At 68.7% G+C, this 21,350-nt stretch carries 17 protein-coding genes; 9 read left to right on the top strand and 8 right to left on the bottom strand.

Annotation, left to right across the window (positions count from 1 at the left end; all coding sequences use genetic code 11):
- Window positions 1-715 precede the first annotated feature (715 nt).
- Genes ngcE through CLV40_RS19320 form a run of 5 tightly spaced genes read left to right on the top strand, consistent with a single transcriptional unit; the run spans window position 716 to window position 6,102 of the window.
- Complete coding sequence (ngcE, locus tag CLV40_RS19340; RefSeq protein WP_104480360.1) at window positions 716-2,083, top strand: N-acetylglucosamine/diacetylchitobiose ABC transporter substrate-binding protein; 1,368 nt, start codon at window positions 716-718, stop codon at window positions 2,081-2,083.
- Window positions 2,080-2,982 (top strand): carbohydrate ABC transporter permease, encoded by a 903-nt coding sequence (locus CLV40_RS19335; RefSeq protein WP_104480359.1) that lies wholly within the window; start codon window positions 2,080-2,082, stop codon window positions 2,980-2,982. The genes ngcE and CLV40_RS19335 overlap by 4 nt, the downstream gene beginning before the upstream one ends.
- Window positions 2,982-3,899 (top strand): carbohydrate ABC transporter permease, encoded by a 918-nt coding sequence (locus tag CLV40_RS19330; protein ID WP_104480358.1) that lies wholly within the window; start codon window positions 2,982-2,984, stop codon window positions 3,897-3,899. The genes CLV40_RS19335 and CLV40_RS19330 overlap by 1 nt, the downstream gene beginning before the upstream one ends.
- A complete protein-coding gene (locus tag CLV40_RS19325) occupies window positions 3,896-5,158 on the top strand; it encodes a 6-phospho-beta-glucosidase (RefSeq protein ID WP_104480357.1) in 1,263 nt (420 codons plus the stop codon). The genes CLV40_RS19330 and CLV40_RS19325 overlap by 4 nt, the downstream gene beginning before the upstream one ends.
- Complete coding sequence (locus tag CLV40_RS19320; RefSeq protein ID WP_104480356.1) at window positions 5,155-6,102, top strand: N-acetylglucosamine kinase; 948 nt, start codon at window positions 5,155-5,157, stop codon at window positions 6,100-6,102. Before CLV40_RS19325 ends, CLV40_RS19320 begins: the two co-directional genes overlap by 4 nt.
- A gap of 30 nt (window positions 6,103-6,132) precedes the next feature.
- On the opposite strand, the gene CLV40_RS19315 is transcribed toward CLV40_RS19320, so the two are convergent.
- The 5 genes from CLV40_RS19315 to CLV40_RS19295 all read right to left on the bottom strand — a co-directional run bounded on the left by CLV40_RS19315 (window position 6,133) and on the right by CLV40_RS19295 (window position 13,308).
- Entirely contained in the window at window positions 6,133-8,442 is a 2,310-nt protein-coding gene (locus CLV40_RS19315; protein ID WP_146108107.1) for a hypothetical protein, read from the bottom strand.
- A 16-nt stretch (window positions 8,443-8,458) separates the two neighbouring features.
- Window positions 8,459-9,286, bottom strand: a complete 828-nt coding sequence (locus CLV40_RS19310; RefSeq protein WP_245931392.1) for a carbohydrate ABC transporter permease — start codon at window positions 9,284-9,286, stop codon at window positions 8,459-8,461.
- Window positions 9,283-10,224, bottom strand: a complete 942-nt coding sequence (locus CLV40_RS19305; RefSeq protein WP_104480354.1) for a carbohydrate ABC transporter permease — start codon at window positions 10,222-10,224, stop codon at window positions 9,283-9,285. The genes CLV40_RS19310 and CLV40_RS19305 overlap by 4 nt, the downstream gene beginning before the upstream one ends.
- Window positions 10,221-11,507 carry an ABC transporter substrate-binding protein gene (locus CLV40_RS19300; RefSeq protein WP_104480353.1) on the bottom strand — a complete coding sequence of 429 codons (1,287 nt, stop codon included), beginning with the start codon at window positions 11,505-11,507 and terminating at the stop codon, window positions 10,221-10,223. Before CLV40_RS19300 ends, CLV40_RS19305 begins: the two co-directional genes overlap by 4 nt.
- A 226-nt stretch (window positions 11,508-11,733) precedes the next feature.
- Window positions 11,734-13,308 (bottom strand): glycoside hydrolase family 13 protein, encoded by a 1,575-nt coding sequence (locus tag CLV40_RS19295; RefSeq protein ID WP_104480519.1) that lies wholly within the window; start codon window positions 13,306-13,308, stop codon window positions 11,734-11,736.
- A 588-nt stretch (window positions 13,309-13,896) separates the two neighbouring features.
- Here CLV40_RS19295 and CLV40_RS19290 point away from each other — a divergent pair.
- A complete protein-coding gene (locus CLV40_RS19290; protein WP_104480352.1) occupies window positions 13,897-14,136 on the top strand; it encodes a hypothetical protein in 240 nt (79 codons plus the stop codon).
- A 137-nt stretch (window positions 14,137-14,273) separates the two neighbouring features.
- On the opposite strand, the gene CLV40_RS19285 is transcribed toward CLV40_RS19290, so the two are convergent.
- Window positions 14,274-14,759 (bottom strand): anthrone oxygenase family protein, encoded by a 486-nt coding sequence (locus CLV40_RS19285; protein WP_245931391.1) that lies wholly within the window; start codon window positions 14,757-14,759, stop codon window positions 14,274-14,276.
- Window positions 14,760-15,117: 358 nt separating this feature from the next.
- Window positions 15,118-16,527, bottom strand: coding sequence for a M14 family zinc carboxypeptidase (locus CLV40_RS19280; protein ID WP_104480518.1), 1,410 nt, complete (start codon window positions 16,525-16,527; stop codon window positions 15,118-15,120).
- Between the two features lie 421 nt (window positions 16,528-16,948).
- Between CLV40_RS19280 and CLV40_RS19275 the strand changes: the two genes are divergently transcribed.
- Complete coding sequence (locus CLV40_RS19275) at window positions 16,949-19,372, top strand: chitinase C-terminal domain-containing protein (RefSeq protein ID WP_104480350.1); 2,424 nt, start codon at window positions 16,949-16,951, stop codon at window positions 19,370-19,372.
- A gap of 123 nt (window positions 19,373-19,495) precedes the next feature.
- Here the strand turns inward: CLV40_RS19275 and CLV40_RS19270 are convergent, their stop codons facing one another.
- Entirely contained in the window at window positions 19,496-20,095 is a 600-nt protein-coding gene (locus CLV40_RS19270; protein ID WP_104480349.1) for an NADPH-dependent F420 reductase, read from the bottom strand.
- Window positions 20,096-20,188: 93 nt separating this feature from the next.
- On the opposite strand from CLV40_RS19270, the gene CLV40_RS19265 reads away from it, so the two are divergent.
- Both CLV40_RS19265 and CLV40_RS19260 read left to right on the top strand, forming a co-directional pair.
- Window positions 20,189-20,539, top strand: coding sequence for a winged helix-turn-helix transcriptional regulator (locus tag CLV40_RS19265; RefSeq protein ID WP_245931390.1), 351 nt, complete (start codon window positions 20,189-20,191; stop codon window positions 20,537-20,539).
- A 225-nt stretch (window positions 20,540-20,764) separates the two neighbouring features.
- Window positions 20,765-21,313, top strand: coding sequence for a snapalysin family zinc-dependent metalloprotease (locus CLV40_RS19260; protein ID WP_104480347.1), 549 nt, complete (start codon window positions 20,765-20,767; stop codon window positions 21,311-21,313).
- Window positions 21,314-21,350: the final 37 nt, after the last annotated feature.

Raw genomic sequence — 21,350 nt, 5'->3', positions numbered from 1 at the left:
CCCACTGCTCCGGGCCGCCGCGCCCCGCGCAGCCCACCGGCGACGTCCCCGCCCGGGCCCGGGGATCCCCCGAGATTCCACGCTGCTGCGGGGGACCGACAAAACCGACAACTCACCCGAGAGCCCTGTGCACAACTCGGGATCTTGGTCGTGCGGGTGCCACCACCGGCGTGTCGCGCGGCGAGGGCGAACGCGTGCCGGGCTCGCATTATCAGGCTGGAGCGTTTCAGGGCAATAGGCGCGCCGCGAAGTGGTGTCCGGTAATCGCGGCGCCGCGGGTCGGACATCATCACTATTCGTCTCGACCTTTGCTTTTGCCCTTCCGTACCATCGCGGTTGCCCGTACAAACTAAATCGTTGCCCTGGTGGGGTCGCCGGTGCGAATCGGACATGGAGCGCTCCCGGTCCCGACCCCCAAACCGGGCAACTCTGGTACCTCGGGGTAGTCCGGTCAAGGGTGGATCGAGCAGGGCTGCCACATCGTTATAGGCCCAAATCTGCCATGATCGAGTTCGGTATCAGTGCTGGCCAAGCGGCATATCGCCGGAGTATGGTCTAGACCAAATCACCCATCTGTCCGATTGCCCGGCTCAGGGCTCCGCGCCGATAGTGGGCGGGCCTCGCGAACCGGTCGCGTGACGGTCGAAGGAGTCTCCACATGTCCGCTGCGCTTCCGCAGAACCCCAGTCGCCGATCAGTGCTCAAGGGGCTCGGAATGGCCGTGCTAGCGGCCGGCCCGCTGTCCGCCTGCGCGTTCGGCTCCGATGACAAGCCCGCCAACAACGGCCCCACCGGCACGGTGTCGGCGAACAACCCATTGGGTGTCGCGGCCAATGCGCCGCTCGAGGTCGTGATCTTCAAGGGCGGTCTCGGTGACGCGTACGCCACCGAGGTGCACGAACCGATGTACAAGAAGGCCTACCCCGAGGCCACCATCAAGCACATGCCGACCCAGCAGATCTCGCAGACCATGCAGCCGCGGTTCGCCAGCGGCGACGTGCCGGACGTGATCGCCAACTCCGGCAGCGACGTGATGGACAACGGCGCGCTCGCCAGCGAGGGCCAGCTGCTGGACCTGACCCCGCTGTTCGACGCCCCGGCCATCGGCGGCTCGGGCAAGGTCCGCGACGGCCTGCTCCCCGGCACCGTCGAGGCGGGCATCCTCAGCGGCAAGCCGTACCTGATGAAGTACATCTACACCGTGTACGGCCTCTGGTACGACCAGGCGCTGTTCGAGAAGAACAGCTGGACCCCCGCGACCACGTTCGAGGAGTTCGACGCGCTCCTCGGCAAGATCAAGGCCGCGGGCCTCAAGCCCTACGCCTACGCGGGCAAGAACGCCTCGTACTACCAGTACTGGATGATCGCCATCACGGCCGCGAAGATCGCGGGCAACCAGGTGCTCATCGACATGGACAACCTCAAGGAAGGCGTCTGGACCTCCGAGCCGGTGCTCAAGGCCGCCACCGCGTGGGCCGAGATCGGCAAGAAGTACCTGGACCCGTCCTTCGAGGGCCTGACCCACACCGAGGTGCAGACCGCGCAGAACCAGGGTCAGATCGGCTTCTACCCCAGCGGTTCGTGGCTGGAGAACGAGCAGAAGGAGCAGACGCCCGCGACGTTCAAGTACGGGCTGACCCCGACCCCGAGCGTCACCTCCTCGGACAAGCTGCCCTTCGGCGCCGTCCGCGCGGCCGCGGGCGAGGCGTACATCATCCCGGCCAAGGCGAAGAACCCCCAGGGCGGGCTCGAGTACATGCGCATGATGCTGTCGAAGGAAGGCGCGCGCGGCTTCTCGGAGAAGACCGGCAACATCACCGTGGTCAAGGGCGCCGCCGACGGCCTCCCGCTGTCGCCGGGCACCAAGGCCAGCAACGACGCCCTGAACAAGGCCGGTGACAACATCATCACCTACAACCTGTTCGAGGACTGGTACAAGGAGTTCGAGACCGAGCTGCGCGCGAAGACCAACGCGCTCATGTTCGGCCGCATCACCCCCGACCAGTTCTGCAAGGACGTGCAGGCCAAGGCCGACGCCGTGCGCAACGACTCGGCGGTGACCAAGCAGAACCGCACCTCATGAGGATGCCCCGCGGCGGCGCCAGGTTCGTCATCTCGTTCCTGGCGCTGCCGATCATCATCTACGTCATCTTCGTCATCGCGCCGTACCTGCAGGCGTTCTACCTGGCGCTGACCGACTGGAAGGGCATCACCGCCTCCCCGAAGTTCGTGGGCTTCAAGAACTTCGAGGTGCTGTTCTCCGACAGCGTCTTCTGGAAGGCGGTGCTGCACCACGGCATCCTGCTGCTGGTGCTGCCGCTGGTGACGCTGATCATCGCGCTGTTCTTCGCGTTCCTGCTCAACATGGGCGCCGGGACCAAGGGCGTGCGGGGATCGCGCTTCTACCAGGCGGTGTTCTTCTTCCCGCAGGTCCTCGCGGTCGCCGTGATCGGCGTGCTGTTCCAGGCCATGTACCGCCCCGACAAGGGCGGTGTGCTCAACGGCCTGCTCGACCTGGTCGGCGTCGAGCCGATCGGCTGGCTCACCAAGCCGAACCTGGCGCTGTGGATGCTGATCGCGGTGCTGGTGTGGCAGGCGGTCGGCTTCTACGTGGTGCTCTTCGCCGCGGGCATGGCCTCCATCCCCAAGGAGATCGTCGAGGCCGCGCAGCTCGACGGCTGCAGCAAGGGCCGGATGTTCTTCCAGGTCACGCTGCCGCTGCTGTGGGACACCATGCAGGTCGCCTGGGTGTACCTGGGCATCGCCGCGTTCGACGGGTTCGCCATCGTGCAGGTCCTCTCGGTCGACCGGGGTGGCCCGGACGGCTCGACGACCGTGCTGCCGCTGGAGATCTGGCGCAACGCGTTCACCTTCTCCAAGTACGGTTACGCCTCAGCCATGGGTGTCGCGCTGTTCGTCCTCAGCCTCACCTTCGCCGTGCTCACCCTCCGGGTGACCAGGCGGGAACGGATCGAGTACTGATGAGCGCCAACCTCACCGTCGAGCGCACCGAAGGCGGACCGGACAACGGTTCCGGTCCGCCCCCGGTGCGCCGCAACAAGCACGACCGGGGCAACCCCGCGTTCAAGGGGCTCTCGCACCTGGCGCTGTTCGTCTGGGCGCTCACCGTGATCCTGCCGATCCTGTGGACGTTCCTGGCCTCGTTCAAGACGAACACCCAGATCTTCACCGATCCGCTCGGCCTGCCGAGTTCGATCAGCTGGGACTCGTGGGGCCGGGCGTGGGAGAAGGCCAACGTCGGGACCTACCTGTTCAACAGCGTCATCGTGGTCGCCTGCGGCACAGCGGGCACGATGCTGCTCGGGGCGATGGCGGCGTACGTGCTGTCCCGGTTCTCCTTCCGGGGCAACCGGTTCATCTACACGCTGTTCGTCTCCGGCATGGTGTTCCCGGTGTTCCTGGCCCTGGTGCCGCTGTTCTTCGTGGTCCGCAACCTCGGGTTGCTGAACACGCACCTGGGCCTGATCCTGGTCTACATCGCGTACTCACTGCCGTTCACGGTGTTCTTCCTCTCGGCGTTCTTCCGCACCCTCCCGGTGCCGATCGCCGAGGCCGCCATGATCGACGGCGCGTCGCACACCCGCACGTTCTTCCAGATCATGGTGCCGATGGCCAAGCCGGGCCTGATCAGCATCACGGTCTTCAACGTGATCGGGCAGTGGAACCAGTACCTGCTGCCGATCGTGCTGCTCGCGGGCGACGACAAGAAGTGGGTGCTGACCCAGGGCATCGCGAACATCTCGACCAACGCCGGCTACCAGGCCGACTGGCCGGGCCTGTTCGCGGCGCTGACCATGACGATCATCCCGGCGCTGGTGGTCTACCTGATCTTCCAGCGGCAGATCCAAGCCGGGCTCACCTCGGGAGCGCTCAAGTGAAACTCGCGGTCGTCGGCGGAGGCTCGACCTACACCCCGGAGCTGGTCGACGGCATCGCCAGACTGCGCGCCGAGTTGCCGGTCACCGAGCTGGTGCTGATCGACACCGACGAGCACCGGCTCGGCCTGGTGGCCGGGGTGTCCGCGCGGATCCTCAACCGCGCGGGCCACCCGGCCCGGTTGTCCACCGCCACCGAGCTGGAGAAGGGCGTGGCGGGCGCGGACGCGGTGCTGATCCAGCTCCGCGTCGGCGGGCAGGCCATGCGCCACCAGGACGAGACGGTCCCGTTGGAGTGCGGGTGCGTCGGGCAGGAGACCGTCGGCGCGGGCGGCCTGGCCATGGCCATGCGCACCGTGCGGGTCGTGCTCGACGTCGCCGAGCGGGTCGCCGCGGTCGCGCCGAAGGCGTGGATCGTGGACTTCACCAACCCGGTCGGCATCGTCACCAAGGCGCTGCTCGACGCCGGGCACCGGGCGATCGGCCTGTGCAACGTGGCGATCGGCTTCCAGCGGCGCTTCGCCGCGCTGCTCGACGTCGAACCGTCGCGGATCGCCCTCGACCACGTCGGGCTCAACCACCTGACCTGGATCCGCGCGGTCTACCTGCGCGGCGAGGACGTCCTGCCCCGGCTGATCGACCAGCACGGCGAGGCCATCGCCAAGCAGATCGGGCTGCCGGAGCCGGTGCTGCACCGGCTGGGCGTCGTGCCGTCGTACTACCTGCGGTACTACTACGAGCACGACGCGGTCGTCGCCGAGCAGAAGGTTGGGACGTCGCGGGCCAGCGCGGTCAAGGAGGTCGAGGACAAGCTCCTCGAGCTCTACGCCGACCCGAGCGTCGACACCAAGCCCGACCTGCTGACCAGCCGCGGCGGCGCGTTCTACTCCGAGGCCGCGGTGGCGCTGCTCGCGTCGCTGTTCGGCGAGGGCGGGGACGTGCACGTGGTCAACGTCCGCAACAACGGCACCCTGCCGTTCCTGCCGGACAACGCCGTCGTCGAGGTACCCGCCACGGTGACCTCGGCGGGCGCCCAGACCTGGCCCGTGGCACCGGTTTCACCGCTGCTGGCCGGTCTGATCGGGCACGTGTCGGCGTACGAGTCGCTGGCGGTCCGCGCGGCCATCACCGGCGGCGAGGACCTGGTGACCGAGGCGCTGCTGGCGCACCCGCTGGTCGGCCAGATCTCGGTGGCCGAGCGGCTGGCGGGCAGGCTGATCGAGGTCAACCGCGACTTCCTCCCGTGGGCCTCCGTCCGATGAGGACGGTCCTCGCCATCGACGGCGGGAACAGCAAAACCGACGTGGCCCTGGTCCGCGAGGACGGCACCGTCCTCGCCCGGGGCCGCGGCGCCGGTTTCGAACCGCAGACCGTCGGTGTCGAGGCAGCGGTGGACGTAGTGGCCCGTACGGCGGCGGAGATGCTCGGCGTCCCGCCGCCGTACGCGGACCACGTCGCGGCCTACCTGGCGGGCGCGGACCTCCCGGAGGAGGAAACCGCCCTCCGCGACGAGTTCCTGCGGCGCGGGATCGCGCCGTCGGTGGAGGTCGGCAACGATACGTTTGCCTTGCTGCGCGCGGGAACCACGCGCGGGTGGGGCGTCGCGGTGGTGTGCGGCGCGGGCGTGAACGCGGCGGGCATCGGCCCGGACGGGCGCGTCGCCCGCTTCCCGGCCCTGGGCAAGCTGACGGGCGACTGGGGCGGCGGGCAGCACCTGGGCGAGGAAGCGCTGTGGCACGCGGTCCGCGCGGAAGACGGCCGGGGCGTGCCGACGGAACTGGTTTCCCTGGTGTGCGACCACTTCCACACGCCCAGCGCGACCGCGGCGGCCGTGGCGATCCACAACGGCGAGATCCCCCGGCACCGGCTGGGTGAGCTGGCACCGCGGCTGCTGGAGTCGTCGGACCCCGTGGCCCTGGGCCTGGCGGCCCGCATGGCGGAGGAGGCCTGCCTCCTGGGCTGCGCGATCCTGGACCGCCTGGACCTCCTGGACACGCCCGCGGACGTGATCCTGGGCGGTGGGGTGCTGACGGGTGGTTCGCCGAGGTTCATGGCGGCCGTGGAGTCGGGCTACGCGACCCGAGCCCCCCGCGCGCGCCTGCACGTGGCGCGGAACCCGCCGATCCTGGGGGCGGCCCGGTTGGGGCTGGACCAGCTCAAGGCCGAACCGGCCGCGTACGAGCGGGTGCTGGCGAGCTTCTCCTGAGCGGTGGTTGGCACCGAGAACGGTTGCCGCCTAGCGGGCGCCTGTCGAATGCGCCGCGGGGCCACTGGTGTCGCGGTCACGGTATCCACGCCAGTAGTCGGCGAACACGGTGTCCTCCTCGACCAGGAACCGAAGCGGTTCGGTGGTGTTGGCGACGATGGCGGAACCACAGATGATCATCTGGTGGTCGCCGTCGGGGATGCCCGTGCCGGTGAGCGGCGACGGCAGGTAGAGGTGGGCCTCCCGGTTGCTGCCGTCGCGATAGGTCTTCTTCGTCCTGCCTGACGCGGTGCGCAGCGAGGACTCGAAGCCGAACACCGTGGGAGTGAGGCCGGCGGAGGTCAGGGTGGTCGCCGCGGCTGAGACACCCTCCGCTGCCCGGATGAGGTCCGTCAATGTCGGGAAGGTCGACGGGGCGTGCCCCAGGCGGTTGCGCACCTCGGCGACCTTGGCCCGCACCAGCGTCGAGTGCGCCTCGCGCAAGGCATCGATCAGGGTGGACTGGCTCTGACGGGTCAGGTCGCAGACCATTCGTGAGTGGTTGAACGGGTAGATGCGCAACTGCGTGTACTTGCTGTACGTCGGGCCGTCCGACTGTTTGACGTACATGTCGGCGTTCTCGACTGTCCGTTCGGCTACCTGCGCGACTCGGAGCAAAGACTCGATCAGCACCCCGAGGGAGTTCCGGCCCGCCGGGTCGTAGGTGAAGTTGTCGGACTCCTGGGAGAGGACCGAGGCGCTCCACGCCCTCGACTTGGCTCTGCTGTAGACGAAGAGCTCCTCCTTGCGGCCGCAGTGATCGTTGGTGAGGAGCCAGCAGGCGAACTCGGTCGCCGACGCCAGGAACGACTCCGCTTCGACGAAGAGGTCGAGCCCGGCGCTGCGCGCGACGGTTGCCCACTCGGTGCCGGCGGCGTACTCGACGTTCTCCACCTCCCGTATCCGATCGATGTGGCGCAACACCGCTTGGTCATTGCTGGGCGGCGGCTCCTGGGTGCGCCCCAACTTCCACAGCAACCGGCCGCGAAGTCTCTGCTCGTCCTCCGGACCTGCGGGCACCTCGAACCTGCCGTACCTCAACTCCTTGAACGAGCGCATCAAGGAGCCACGTGTGGAAAGCACCAGCCGACTCAGCAGTTCGTTCTCGTCGGCATCGCGCAGGAAGTAGTCGAGCTTGTCGTAGGGGGTGCCGCTCTGGTATTCGCGCAACAAATAGCCGAGCTCTTCTCGCTGCTCTTCGGTCGCGTAGATCGACTGTAGAAACGTTCGCAGGTTGAGCGGTTGAGTGTTCCCGGTGAAGCGGATTCCGTTCCGGCTCAGTTCCTGCTCCACATGGAACGATCCACCCGCCTTGTGGCGTACCGCGACAGCCTTTCTGAGTTCGGTAGGTGTCAGGTGGATCGCGTCGTCGTCCACGAGTTCTTCAATCGCCTCGACGATATCGGTAGTGGGGTAGAGCAGGGTTAGTTGAAGGCAACGCGCGTCGTCGTAGGATGTGATCATTTTGATCACGGCATTCTTGTTGGTCGGCATCCCGTGCGCCCCGGACAGCCGGTCGGTGATCATCAGTCGATCCTTGCGGATCAGAGTTTGGACCAGGGTGCGCTGTTCGTCGGGCGTCAATCCGTTGCCGACGAGCCACGGGAGGTTGTCGGCGTTGAACACGTCGTAGTAGTCATCATCTGGACGAAGGATGTCAATGACGTGGTTCGACAGTACGCCGCCGGTCGGGTAACGCCGTTCGATGATCTGCCACGCCTGGCCCGCGTCGGTGTCGCCCGTCCTCAGGCCGACGTGGTGGCCTGTGGTGCACTCGACTCGGGGGCACAGATAGGTTGGGCCGCAGGTCAGAGGTGCGAAGTAGCGTGCCGACGCCGACTCCTGCAACCCGAATGGTCCGCACACCAGGTTGCGAAGTTGGAACACTCCCTGTGGTAGTGGGTCCAGCAGCTGATACGACTGTATCGGGGGAAGTGACTCCTGTATCAGGTCGGTGCTGTACAGCTTCGCATACCTCTGGTCGAGGCCCTGGCCCAAAATCCACGGGTATCTAATCCGTTTTTCGGCCACCTCTACACTGATGGATTCAAGGGCGGCAGCTGCGCCGCTTCGGTCGCAATCGATAAGCAGTGAATTGCGGGCCGTGAATCGGCCCAAAGCTGCTGCCTTCAAGTCGGAGTCAAGAAAGTCCGGGTGCTCGCCTGCGATCTGGCCGATGATCTCGGAGCCGGTTGGGGTAAGGTTGATCGCTTTCCCGAACTCTTCCGGAAAATGGTACCCGTTCGGCAGTAGGCAGTGAGTGATGAAGCGCCCGATTGTGACTAGTGTATTCTCGCTCACAATACCTTCCGTGGAATCATTTGACCCCTCCTGCCGTCAAGCCCGCCACGATGCGGCGCTGGAAGAGCAGGACGAGGATCACCAGTGGGATCGTCACGATGACGCCCGCCGCCATCTGCGTGCCGAACGGCGAGTCGAACTGCGTCGTCCCGGTGAACTGGCTCGTGATGACCGGGGCCGTCTTCAGCTCCTCCCGGTTCACCACCGACAGCGCGATGATGAACTCGTTCCAGGCCGCGATGAAGGTGATGATCGCGGTGGTGAACACGCCGGGGGTGGCGATGGGGAGGATGACCTTTCGGAAGGCTTGGGCCGGGGTGCAACCGTCTATTTGGGCCGCTTCCTCCAGTTCTCCCGGCATCTGGCGGAAGAAGGCCGTGAGGTTCCAGACGGCGAGGGGGAGGACGTAGCCGACGTTGGGGACGATCATGGCCTGGTAGGTGTTGATCCAGTCGATGTCCGAGAACAGGTCCAGCAGGGGGATCAGCAGGGAGATGCCCGGGAACATGCTGGTGGCGATGATCAGCGCCAGCACCGCGTTCTTGAACCGGAAGGTCAACCGGGCCAACGCGTACGCGGCGAAGGTGGCGAAGAGCAGCACCAGGACCGTGGTGGCGCCCGCGACGATGAAGCTGTTCAGCAGTGACCGCAGGAAGCCGTTGCGGTCGTCGAAGGCGGCGGTGTAGGACTCGAACGAGAGTGGGGAGGGGATGGGGCCCGAGTCGAAGATGTCGCTGGTGCGGCGGAGGCTGGAGACCAGCATCCAGTAGAACGGCGCCAGGCAGTACGCCACGATCGCCGCGATCCCCAGGTACGGCAGCGCCGAGCGCAGACGGGTGCTCACCGGTTCCTCCCCACCCGCGCCCCCACGACGTCCGCGCCCAGCAGCCGGACGAACACGAAGGCCACCACCGCCACGTACAGGAACAGGAACACCGCGTACGCCGACGCCGGGCCGTACCGCCCGAACCGCACGGCCTCCTCGAACGCCAGCACCGTCACCGTGTCCGTGGCGTCCTTGCCCGGCCCCACCAGCGTGTACGGCAGGTCGAACATCCGCAGCGTGTCGAGGATCCGGAACAGCACCGCCACCAGCAGCGTCGGCCGCACCAGCGGCAGCGTGACCGAGGAGAACTGCCGCCACGGCGAGGCCCCGTCCAGCCGCGCGGCCTCGTAGACCTCCTGGGGGATGACCTGGAGCCCGGCCAGCACGAGCAGGCCGATGAACGGGGCCGTCTTCCAGGTGTCGGCGATGATCACCGCGAACCACGCCTGCAGCCCGTCGGTGGTCCACAGGATCGCCGGGCCCGGCAGCAGGTCGTTGGCCACGCCGTCGGCCTGGAACACCCAGTTCCACAGCAGACCCGCGATCGCCGTCGGCACCGCCCACGGCACCAGGATGCTCGCCCGCACCAGCGCCCTGCCCCGGAACGCGTGGTGCATCACCAGGGCCATCAGCACACCGAGCACGACCTCGACCGCGACCCCGACCACCGTGAACGTCGTGGTGTTCCACAGCGCGTTGAGGAAGCGGCCCGCGGTGGCGCCGGTGACCATGTCGGCGAAGTTGTCGATGCCGACGAACCGGTAGCCGGTCTCCAGCAGGCCGGTTTCCGGGTCCACGCCGTCGTTGCGCTGGTAGAACGCCAGCCGGACGGCCGAGACGATCGGGTACGCCACCACCAGACCCAGCACGACCAGCGTGGGGGAGACCAGGGCGGCGGCCAGCCGCCCGGTCCCCGCGCGCCGACGGGATCTCGGTGGGTCGGCGACGGCTGTCACTTGGTCAGCTCGGACAGCCGCGCCTGCAGACCCGTCAGCGCGCCACCGACGTCACCCTTCCCGCCCATGGCGTCGTAGACCGCGTTCTGGATCGCGGTGGACACCTCCTGGTACTTCACCACCGCGGGCCGCCGCTTGGCGCCGAGGATGCTCTGCTTGAGCGTCGGCAGGTACGGGAAGCGCGCGGTCAGCGCCGGGTCGTCGTAGAGCGCGGCCCAGGTCGGCGCCTGCGACGACTTCTCCAGGTTCGCCCGCTGCTGCTCCTCGCTGGACAGGTACTTGATGAACTCCAGCGCCGTCTTCTTGTTCTTCGCGAACGCGCTCACCGCCAGGTTGTGACCGCCCAAAGTGGACGACCCGGGACCGGTGAGCCCCGGCAGCGGCGCCACCGCGAACTTCCCCGCCACCGCCGAGGAACCGTCCGTCGCGGCGGCCTTCAGGTACTGGTACGGCCACTGCCGGTGGAACACCAGCTCGCCCGCCTGGAACGCGCGCCGCCCCTCCTCCTCCTTGAACGTGCGCGCCTTCCCCGGGATCTCGCCGGACTTGACGCCGTTCACCAGGAACTCCAGGCCCTTGCGCGCGGCCTCGGTGTCCAGCGTGGGCTTGCCGTCCGGGCCGACCACCGCGCCGCCCGCCGAGTTCACCGCCTCGGAGAAGTTGACCGTCAGGCCCTCGTACTTCTCGAACTGCCCGGCGTAGCAGGAGGTCCCGGGGTTGGCGGGCAGGACCTTCGCGCACGCCGCCGACAGCTCGGCCCACGTCTTCGGCGGCGTCAGACCCGCCGCGTCCAGCAGGTCCTTGCGGTAGTAGAGCAACCCGCCGTCGGAGTTGGTCGGCACCGCGTAGAGCCGGTTGAAGTACGTGCCGGTCTCGACGGTCGCGGGCAGCAGCTTGTCCAGCGGGAACTCCGCCTCCGGCAGCTGCACCACCCACTGGTTCGCGGCGAACTCCGCGGTCCAGATGACATCGAGGTTGAGCACCGCGTAGGTGTCCGAGCGGGTCTGCGCGTTCTGCACCATCTGCTGGCGCTGCGCGTCGGCGTTCTCCGGCAGCTCGATCAGGCTCACCCGCTGGTCCGGGTGCGCCGAGTTCCAGCCGTCGATCTGGTTCTGCAGGTTGCCCGAGGTGTCCTTGCCGGTCGCCAGGGTGATCGGCCCGACACCGTCGAGCGCGGCCTGCGGGGGGGTCGGGCGCGAACCGGAGTCGGTCCCGCACGCGCTCGCGGTGAGCACCAGTACCGCCGCGATGCCGATGCGGCCGATCAGACCCTGCCTTGCCACGACGCCTCCCGGAAAGCGTTGCCGCGCCCCGGGTTCCGCTCGCCGTGGGCGTGGGCTAGGTGATGGTCGAACTGTTCTCGCCCGGCCCGGGCCGTGAACATGCACCGTGGCACGTTGTTACTGTTTCGTGACGCCCAGTGCGACAACCGGATGACGCTTTCCCAGGAAAGAGATCAACCACCCTGGTGCGGCGGCGGGACCTGGGGCATCCTGGAACGTCGGCCGGTCACCCGGCGCGCCACCACACGGCGGTGTCGGGCGGCAGCACCACGTCCGGACCGTCCACTGTGTACGGTCCCGAGGCGAGCAGCACACCGGACGCGGGCATCCGCGCCGGTGCCGCGCCCAGGTTGACCGCGCAGCCGAACCCGCCCCGGCGCAGCGCCAGCACCTCCGGCCCCGCGTCGAGCCACGTGAGCGGCGTGTCCGAGCGCAACTCCGGCGACTCCCGGCGCAGCCGCAGTGCCGCCCGGTACAGCTCGAGAGTCGAGCCGTGCTCACGGCTCTGCGCGGCCACGGACAGCCCGGCCCAGTCGGCGGGCTGCGGCAGCCACGGCGTCGACCCGTCCGGGCCGAAGCCCAGCGCGCTGCCCCCGGTGTCCCACGGCAGCGGCACGCGGCAGCCGTCTCGGCCCCGGTCGGTGTGCCCCGAGCGCGCCCAGGTCGGGTCGCGCAGCACCTCGTCGGGCAGGTCGGTCACCTCCGGCAGACCGAGCTCCTCCCCTTGGTAGAGGTAGACCGAGCCCGGCAGCGCCAGCGTCAGCAGCGCGGCGGCCCTGGCCCGGCGCAGCCCGGTCGCGCCGCCGCCGTAGCGGGTCACGTGCCGGGTGACGTCGTGGTTGGACAGCACCCAGGTGGCGGGCGCGCCGACCGGGGCCATCGCGGCGATCGACCCGGTGATCACCGCGCGGAGCGCCGCGGCGTCCCACTCGGCGGTCAGGTAGTGGAAGTTGAAGGCCTGGTGCAGCTCGTCGGGGCGCACGTAGCGGGCCGTGCGGTCGGCGCCGGTGGTCCACGCCTCGGCCACGGCCACGCGCGGCGGCCGGTAGGTGTCGAGGACCTTGCGCCAGTCGCGGTAGATCTCGTGCACGCCGTCCTGGTCCCAGTACGGCAGCTCGCGGGTGTGCCGCAGCCCGTGCTGGCCCGCCGCGCCGACGTCGGGCAGGCCGTCGCGCTTGACCATGCCGTGCGCGACGTCCACCCGGAAGCCGTCCACCCCCAGGTCCAGCCAGAACCGCAGGATGGCGCGGAACTCCGCGCGCACCTCCTCGTTGGTCCAGTCCAAGTCCGGCTGGGTCACGTCGAACAGGTGCAGGTACCACTGCCCGTCCGGGACGCGGGTCCAGGCCAGGCCGCCGAAGACCGATTCCCAGTCGTTGGGCGGGCGCTCGCCACCGGGGCCGCGCCCGTCCCGGAAGACGTACCGCGCCCGCGCGGGCGAGCCCGGACCGGCGGCGAGTGCCTCGGTGAACCACGCGTGCGCCGAGGAGGTGTGGTTGGGGACCAGGTCCACGACGACCTTGAGCCCGCGCGCGTGCGCGTCGGCGACCAGGCCCCTGGCGTCGTCCAGCGAACCGAAAGTCGGGTCCACGTCGCGGTAATCGGCCACGTCGTACCCGCCGTCGGCCATCGGGGAGGTGGTGAACGGGGTGACCCACAGGGCGTCCACGCCCAGGTCAGCGAGGTGGTCGAGGCGGGAACGGAGTCCGGGGAGGTCGCCGACGCCATCCCCGTTGGCGTCGGAAAAACTACGGATGTAGACTTCATACAGCACCGCGTCGCGCCACCAGTCCCCGGACAGGGGTTCGCCGGTCCCGTGCATGGAGCTACCTCCTCGTGCGGGCGGGTGGTTCGACGCTAGCAGCGGTCGCGGAGGGCAGGAAGTCTTCGCCCGTCCGCAACCCGCTGGTTCCCCCGGGTGTGTATTTCGATCACCCGTTTGCCATTTTTGGCTGACGCTATTCTTCGCGGATACGTCCGTCGCGGTCATCGCGAGTTTCGGTATGCGGCGCGTGTGATTCGTCCCGCCGTCGGTTCTTGGAGGGTTCGGTCCGCGCGCACGATTCTCGGATATCGGTGTCCGGACAGTCGGATCCGACGTTGCGTTCCGGGTATACCACCGGCGTAATGACCTGACGTTATGCCCTCGTCATGGACTTGAGCTGCGAGAACGTAAATCTGCAAGTTGCAGATCAGTGTTTGCGAAATAGCCGGGTGATGCCCCGTTTGGCGGCGTTATGCCGGGGAACCGGGCCAACGTCGCCGGTTCTTCCGGCCCGGTGGTGAAAAAGTGCGGGCTAATTCACCCGATCGTGATCACGGACTGGCGTTTGGGTGGCATATTGGAACCGTGACCGCCACACGGTCACACCGTGAGGGGGTGGGGGATATGTACGAGAATGGTTACCGGGCCGCCGAGTTCGGTTCCGGCTCCGTGCGATCGGTCGCCGACCCGGTGATCGTCGACCGCGACGACGCGGCCGAGGCGCTGCTGGGGTTCTTCCTCGCCAACGCCGACGTCAACGACCACGACGCGAACGACTACCTCGTCGAGGAGCTGTGCCGAAGACTGCGCGACGCCCGCCGGGTGCCCGCGCCCGCGGCGCCGCCGATGATCGAGTGCGACTGAGCGAGCCGGAGCGGGTGTGGGCCGACCGGGGTGGTCCACTGCGCCCGGTGGGGGAACGCGGGGGCCTGGGGGTCAGGCGTTTCGCTCTGCGGCTTTCCGGTTGGCACCGGGGTGTCCGATAGTCATCTGATCGTGGGTCACGTGATCACGTACAGCACGGTCGCTCCTGTCGAGGCGACCGTTCGAACGTGGTTCCACGCCGTCCACCGCCGCAGGTAGCCCGCCCAGTACGCGGCTGCCTCGGCGGTGCCCGGCGTCAGCGCGTCGAGCTCGTTGTTCCACGGCACGTTGCGCGCGCCGGTCACGCCGAACACGCCCACCACGTAGAGCGCCGCCGCGACCGCGTGCGGCCACGGGCCGAGCACCGCGAGCGCGACGCCGAGCGCGCCCGCGCCGAGGAACACGGCGATGAACAGCGGTGTGATGATCACCCGGTTGATCGACCGCATGGCGGCCACGCCCGACTCCGGGGGCACCGCGCCGAGCGCGCGCATCACGAACACGGAGAAGGCGAAGAAGATCCCGGCGACCAGTCCGGACGAGACCGCCGCGGCGGCCGACAGCACGCCGACGGCGTCCCAGGGGCCGCCACCGGTGGCGAGGTCCACGGCAAGGGTGTCCACAGGGCCACTGTCGCACAGTGACGCCCCGCGACCGCGCTCGCCGGATCCCGTGCGCGAAACCCCGGACGACCGGTCAACCGGCCGCGGGGCTTGGCCGCGCCCCTGCACGACACGGCCAAGCCCGGCGGCTCGCGGGTCACAGCGAGGGCTTGGGACCCGCCGAACGCGTACACCATAAGGGCTGCGGGCACGCGTGTGGAGAAAAAACTTCGGAAAAGCGCGAGGGCCGGGCGCGTGAGGGTGCGCCCGGCCCCCGCCGGGGCCTCCGCGCGGACGCAGGCATCGCCCGCGTGGAGGTGGGGGAGCGGGCGCCCCTGTCTCGACCCGCTCCCCATCCGATGGGACTTCTCGCCTCGCCTCAGCTCCCGTACGGCGCCGGGGCCTTGGTGGCGGCGTAGGTCAGCATCGACTTCACCTTCGGCCAGAACGTGCTGGTCTGGCAGGAGTAGGCCGGGGTGAACCCGGAGCACGCACCGCTGGACCCGCCGATCTCCCAGACGAAGCTGGACACGCCCAGGTCGTCGTAGACCCAGTCGTCGGTGGCGCCGCCCGCGTTGTAGAGGATCTCGCCGGGCTGCCCGTACTGCCAGCCACCGGCCAGCGAGGCCATCTGCCTGGCGATGCCGCGCAGCGCGGTGTCGTTGCCCGATTTCACCGAGGAGTTGAAGCCCCACGGGAACAGCACCATGTTGGAGTAGCTGTGCATGCTGATGACCATGCCCGTGGTGTCCGCCGGTGCGGGCGCGGACGTGCCGGTGGCCCGGCGGTCGCGGTAGAGCGAGCGCCACAGCGATTGCAGCGCCTTGGTCTCCGCCTCCGAGTTGGCGCTGGGGCCGCGGTAGGTCTCCGAGCACGGCTGGGTGCTGCTGCCGGTGCCGAAGCCGGAGCTGGTGTTGCGGTTGAGGTCGATGCCGACCTGGCTGGAGCCGCCGGTGGTGCCGCAGCCCGCGCCGTTGGTGTTGTTGCCGTTCTTGCGCTGCAGGTACGGCCGCCCGCCGCCGCGCTGGACGATGTCCACGCCGTCCGGGTTGGCGATCGGCACCACCCACACCTCGATCTTGTCGAGGAGCTGGGTCACCTGGGCGTCGGTGCCGTAGTTGTCGGTCAGGTGGTCGATCCAGCGGTAGGCCACGTCACCGGTGGTGATCTCGCGGGCGTGCAGCTGGCCCATGACGAACAGCCGGGGCTTGGGCGCGTTCGGGTTGAGCGCGCAGTCGCCCGCGTTCTTCTTCGTCAGGCAGATCGCCTTGAGGTCGTAGCCGCCGGACCCCCGGGACTTGCGCCACGAGTCGCCGTAGTCGACCACCGTGGCCAGTGCCGCGTGGTCGCGGGCCACCTGGTCGAGGTGGGCGTACTGGGCGTTCACGGTCCGGTAGCCGCCGTAGTAGGTCTCCTCGGCGACCGCCGCGTCGAGCACGGCGGCCTGGCCGCTGCGCGCGGGCGGGGCCCACGTCAGCGGCGGCAGCACGGACTCCACCGACGCGCGGAAACCGTCCGCGCGCAACCGGTTCGCGGTGTCGGACCGGCCGAGGACGAACAGGTCGTCGCCGTCGCGGTCCTCCAGCACGTCGTACCCGGCGCGCAGCAGGGCCTCGGCGCGCAGCGCGCCGCCCGCGACCCGGTAGACGACGCCGGGGGACTGGTCGGCGACCGCCTGCGACGGCTGGGACGGGGCCGCGGTGGCCCCTGGCAGTGCTCCGGCGAACAGCGCGGACCCGGCGGCAACGGCCGCGGTCAGCGCCAGCGCGGAGCGGCGGGTGATGGTCACCCTTCGCACCTCCTCGCGGTTCGCGACGGCCGAGCCCGAGGCAGGGTGGGCCCGATCGCCGCTGATCGGTGCGCGCGCCGCGGTGCACAGCGCGCGATCGGAACTCACAGAGCGTGCCCTACGCCATCCGGTCTCCACCCATCCCAACAATGCATAGCGAGTTCCTATGGATCCTTTGGGAAAACTGGGATCAGGGCTCGTCGGGGGCCGCTGCCGGGTGCCGCGATCACCCGGGCTGATCGTCCATCTAGGACTATTGGGGAGTGCTCCGGTGCGGCCATTCAGGTGATCGTGGGACGTTTGTCCGGTCAGAGTGGGAAAGAATAATTGGTCTAGACCGGTTGAGTTAGTTGGTTTAGACCACTTACGATCCTCTTCAACCCTGCGTCCCAGGCTCCACTTGTCCCCCAGGAGGTGAAGCGTGGTCAGAAAGAGCCTTCCCCTGCTCCTCTTGCTGACTCTGCTCTCCGGCATCACCGTGGCAATCGCCGCGTCGCCAAGCAACCCCGCCCAGGCCGCCGACAACTCCCAGTGCCGTCCCGACGGCCTGGCGCAGACCGGCAACCTGGCCGTCCCCTACTGCCTCGCGTACGACACCGACGGCCGCGAGAAGATGGGCGCCGACCACCCCCGCCGAGTGATCGGCTACTTCACCAGCTGGCGCACCGGCAAGAACGGGCAGCCCGCCTACCTGGCCAGCAACATCCCGTGGGACAAGATCACCCACATCAACTACGCCTTCGCCCACATCGACGGGCAGGGCAAGGTCTCGGTGGGTGGCGACGGCCCCGACAACGCCGCGACCGGCATGGAGTGGCCCGGCATCCCCGGCGCCGAGATGGACCCGACGCTGCCGTACAAGGGTCACTTCAACCTGCTGAACAAGTACAAGAAGCAGCACCCGAACGTGAAGACGCTGATCTCCATCGGCGGCTGGGCCGAGACCGGTGGCTACATCGGTGACGACGGCAAGCGCGTGGCCGACGGCGGCTTCTACACCATGACCGACAGCCCGGCGAAGATCAACACCTTCGCGGACTCGGCGGTCGACTTCATCCGCAAGTACGGGTTCAACGGCGTGGACATCGACTACGAGTACGCCACGTCGATGAACAACTCCGGCAACCCGGACGACTTCTCCATCTCCAACCCGCGCCGCGCCAAGCTGATGGCCAACTACGTCACGCTGATGAAGACGCTGCGGGAGAAGCTGGACGCGGCCGCCGTCGCCGACAACAAGTACTACTCGCTGTCGGTCGCCGCCCCGTCCTCGGGCTACATGCTGCGCGGCATGGACACCTACCAGGTCACTCAGTACCTGGACTACCTGAACATGATGACCTACGACCTGCACGGTGCGTGGAACAACTTCGTCGGTCCGAACGCCGCCCTCTACGACGACGGCAAGGACGCGGAGCTGAACTTCTGGCAGTACTACACCACCGCGCAATACGGTCAGCTCGGTTACCTGAACAGCGACTGGGCGTACCACTACTTCCGCGGCGCGATGGGCGCGGGCCGGATCAACCTCGGCGTCCCGTACTACACCCGCGGTTGGCAGGGCGTCACCGGCGGCACCAACGGCCTCTGGGGTTCGGCGCCACTGCCGGACCAGACCAAGTGCCCACCGGGAACCGGCGGAACCGTCGGCTCCAAGGTCTCCTGCGGCAACGGCGCCATCGGCGCCGACAACCTCTGGCACGACCAGGACACCAAGGGTTCCGAGGTGCCCGCGGGCTCCAACCCGCTGTGGCACACCAAGAACCTGCAGGAGGGCAAGCTCGGCAGCTACGCCGCCTCCTACGGCCTCGACCCGGTGAAGAACCCGGCGGACCGCGTCACCGGCACCTACACCCGCAACTACGACTCGACGCTGGTCGCGCCGTGGCTGTGGAACGCCGAGAAGAAGGTCTTCCTGTCCACTGAGGACGAGCAGTCGCTCGGCACCAAGGCGCAGTACGTCGCCGACAAGGGCCTCGGCGGGATCATGATCTGGGAGCTGGCGGGTGACTACGCCTACGACCAGACCAAGGGCGAGTGGTTCATGGGCGACACCCTGACCACGCTGCTGTACAACAAGTTCAAGACCGCCGCGCCCTACGGCAACACCAAGGCCAAGCGCACCATGCCGACCGACGTGCTGGACGTGAAGTTCGAGTTCGGCGGCTTCCCGGTGGGTGACTCGAACTACCCGATCACCCCCAAGGCCAAGGTCATCAACAACTCCACCCAGACCCTGCCGGGTGGCACCGAGCTCCAGTTCGACTACGGGACCTCGGCGCCGCCGACCATCGGCCAGCAGTCCGGCTGGAGCCTGTCGACCATCTCCACCGAGCACAGCGGCAACAACATCGGTGGCCTGAAGGGCGACCTGCACCGGTTCTCGCTGAAGCTGCCCTCGTGGCAGAGCCTGGCCCCCGGTGCCAGCGCGGAGGTCCAGTTCTCCTACTACCTCCCGATCGCGACCCCGTCGAACATCACCATCACCTTCGGCGGCAAGAGCTACACCGCGAAGCAGGACTGGCTGCGCGGCACCGGCGGCACCACGCCGCCGTCGTCGAGCACCACCCCGCCGAGCAGCAGCACCCCGCCGAGTTCGTCGACGCCGCCGAGCAGCAGTACGCCGCCCAGCTCGTCGACCCCGCCGAGCTCGTCGACCCCGCCCAGCAGCAGCACCCCGCCGAGCAACTGCACCGCCGCTCCGTGGGACGCCGCGAAGGTCTACAACGGTGGCCAGACCGTGTCCTACAACGGCAGGCAGTACCGCAACAAGTGGTGGACCCAGGGCGACCGGCCGGACCTGAGCGGTCAGTGGGGCGTCTGGACCGACCTCGGCCCGTGCTGAGTCGGCTGAACAACCGATAACCGAATAGACCACGCGGAGCGGTCGCCGGTGTACCCGGCCCGGCGGCCGCACCGCGGTCCAACCACCGTTCCCCCCAAGGGCTCCACTCCTGGGGGGAACGGTCTATTCCCGGGGTAGCGCGCGCGTCGGGTCGATGCCCTGGAAGATCAGGCCGATGACGAACCCCGCCACCTGCTCGACCTGCCGGGCCCGGTCCAGACCACCGAGGTGCACGCCGGTGGCACCGACGTCGCCGACGAGCCCCAGGACGGTCGAGACCGCCGCCGGGTCGTCACCGCAGACGGGGACCACCGGCGCCGTGGTGCCCCAGGCGGCGGCCGGGAGCAGGTTGAACGCCTTCACCACGTGCGCGCCGGTGGCGATCCCGGCGACGTGCGCGGCGGCCGACTCCACGAGCACCTCGCCCTTGCCGTGGTTCACCGCGTTCGTCGGGTCGATGAGCGGCTTCCCGGCGAACACCCCCTCGGCCGCGCCCGCGGCGGCCAGCGCCTCGTCGACGCTCGCCCACGGCACGGCCAGCAGCACCGCGTCACCGGCCGCCCCCACCTCCCGCACCGGTACGGCCGTGCCGCCGACCCGCTCCGCCACTTCCTTGGCCCGGTCGTGCGTGCGGCTGCCGACGACGATCTCGTGCCCGGCCCGCGCCCACACCGCCGCCAGCGCCGAGCCCACGTTGCCCGCGCCGATGACCCCGATCCGCATCCTGCCTCCAACTCGAGAGTTCCGATCCCGCTGGAACGGTAGAGAAGTGGACACGCACCGCTCGGTAGGCGATTGGGGGCCACAATGGGGTCCATGAGTGGCGAGGAGTGGTTGGCCGACTGCCGGGTGCGCGCGGCGACCGACCTGTTCACCCACCGCTGGGACCCGGTGGTGCTGGCCGGGCTGATGGCCGGGCCGCTGCGCCGCGGTAGGCTGCGGGCGGCCATCGGCGGCCTCAGCGACAAGGTCCTCGCCGAGTCGCTGCGCCGGTTGGCGCACAACGGGTTGATCGAGCGCGACGGCTCGCCACCGCGGGTGGAGTACCGGTTGAGCGCGTTGGGGCAGAGCCTGGTGGACGGGCCGCTGCTGGCGTTCGCCGACTGGATCGACGAGCACGGCGACGAGCTCTTGGCGGCGCAGTCCCGCTCGTCGGAGACCGGCTAGCGCCCGTCCGGCACCGGACAACCGAAGGTAAAATCTGGGAAATCCCCACTTAATGGGTTATTCATCTGGTGACTTCACACCCTTACCTGCGGTGATACCGGTGTTGCGCACGGCAATAAGGTCACCTTATGTGCCCGTCTTATATCTGAGTGTGATAGCGCTGCCTACACTCGGCCTACCGGTGAACGCGAAGCCACCGGAAACCCTGCACAGCAAGGAGATTCTATGTCTTTGCGCGGTTACACACGCGCCCTGGTGATGGGTGCGGCGCTCGTCCTCGGCTTAGCGGGCACGGCCACCGCGGCCAACGCGGCCCCCGAGGCGGCCCCGGCCGCCGCGGCGGCGCGCACCGTCTACTACAGCGCGTCCAGCTACTCGGCCCAGGCCGACCAGGCCGCCCAGATCTGGAACTCGCGGGTGCCGAACCTGCGCCTGGTGCGCGGCGGCAGCGCCACGATCCGCATCTCCGCCACCACCGGCGGCGGCTCCCGGGCCTACCCCTGCGGCCTGGGCTGCGCCACCATCTACATCGACACCCGCGACGTCGCCGCGGGCAACGACGCGCTGCGCATCGTCGCCCACGAGATGGGCCACGGCCTCGGCCTGCCCGACAACTACAACGGCGTCTGCTCCTACCTGATGTCGGGTGGCAGCGCGGGCACCTCGTGCCGCAACCCCAACCCGAACTCGCAGGAGGCGAGTCGGGTGAACCAGCTGTTCGCGGGCGGCCGGATCGCGCAGTCCGTCGCGAGCACGCAGGTCTACGCGCCGTAATCGGGTGTTGAGGATCCGGCGGGGCGTCCCACCCGCC

Origin of the sequence: Actinokineospora auranticolor, from assembly GCF_002934265.1 — a bacterium.
GTDB lineage: Bacteria > Actinomycetota > Actinomycetes > Mycobacteriales > Pseudonocardiaceae > Actinokineospora > Actinokineospora auranticolor.
The sequence above is the reverse complement of the archived record's forward strand: the minus strand, read 5'-3'. Positions and strand labels throughout refer to the sequence as shown.

Bases quoted from the DNA above. Each gene is read 5' to 3' on its own strand.
- CLV40_RS19270 (WP_104480349.1), bottom strand. From the start codon at position 20,095: ATGCGGATCGGGGTCATCGGCGCGGGCAACGTGGGCTCGGCGCTGGCG.
- CLV40_RS19330 (WP_104480358.1), top strand. From the start codon at position 2,982: ATGAGCGCCAACCTCACCGTCGAGCGCACCGAAGGCGGACCGGACAAC.
- CLV40_RS19265 (WP_245931390.1), top strand. From the start codon at position 20,189: ATGAGTGGCGAGGAGTGGTTGGCCGACTGCCGGGTGCGCGCGGCGACC.
- CLV40_RS19335 (WP_104480359.1), top strand. From the start codon at position 2,080: ATGAGGATGCCCCGCGGCGGCGCCAGGTTCGTCATCTCGTTCCTGGCG.
- CLV40_RS19320 (WP_104480356.1), top strand. From the start codon at position 5,155: ATGAGGACGGTCCTCGCCATCGACGGCGGGAACAGCAAAACCGACGTG.
- ngcE (WP_104480360.1), top strand. From the start codon at position 716: ATGGCCGTGCTAGCGGCCGGCCCGCTGTCCGCCTGCGCGTTCGGCTCC.
- CLV40_RS19260 (WP_104480347.1), top strand. From the start codon at position 20,765: ATGTCTTTGCGCGGTTACACACGCGCCCTGGTGATGGGTGCGGCGCTC.
- CLV40_RS19290 (WP_104480352.1), top strand. From the start codon at position 13,897: ATGTACGAGAATGGTTACCGGGCCGCCGAGTTCGGTTCCGGCTCCGTG.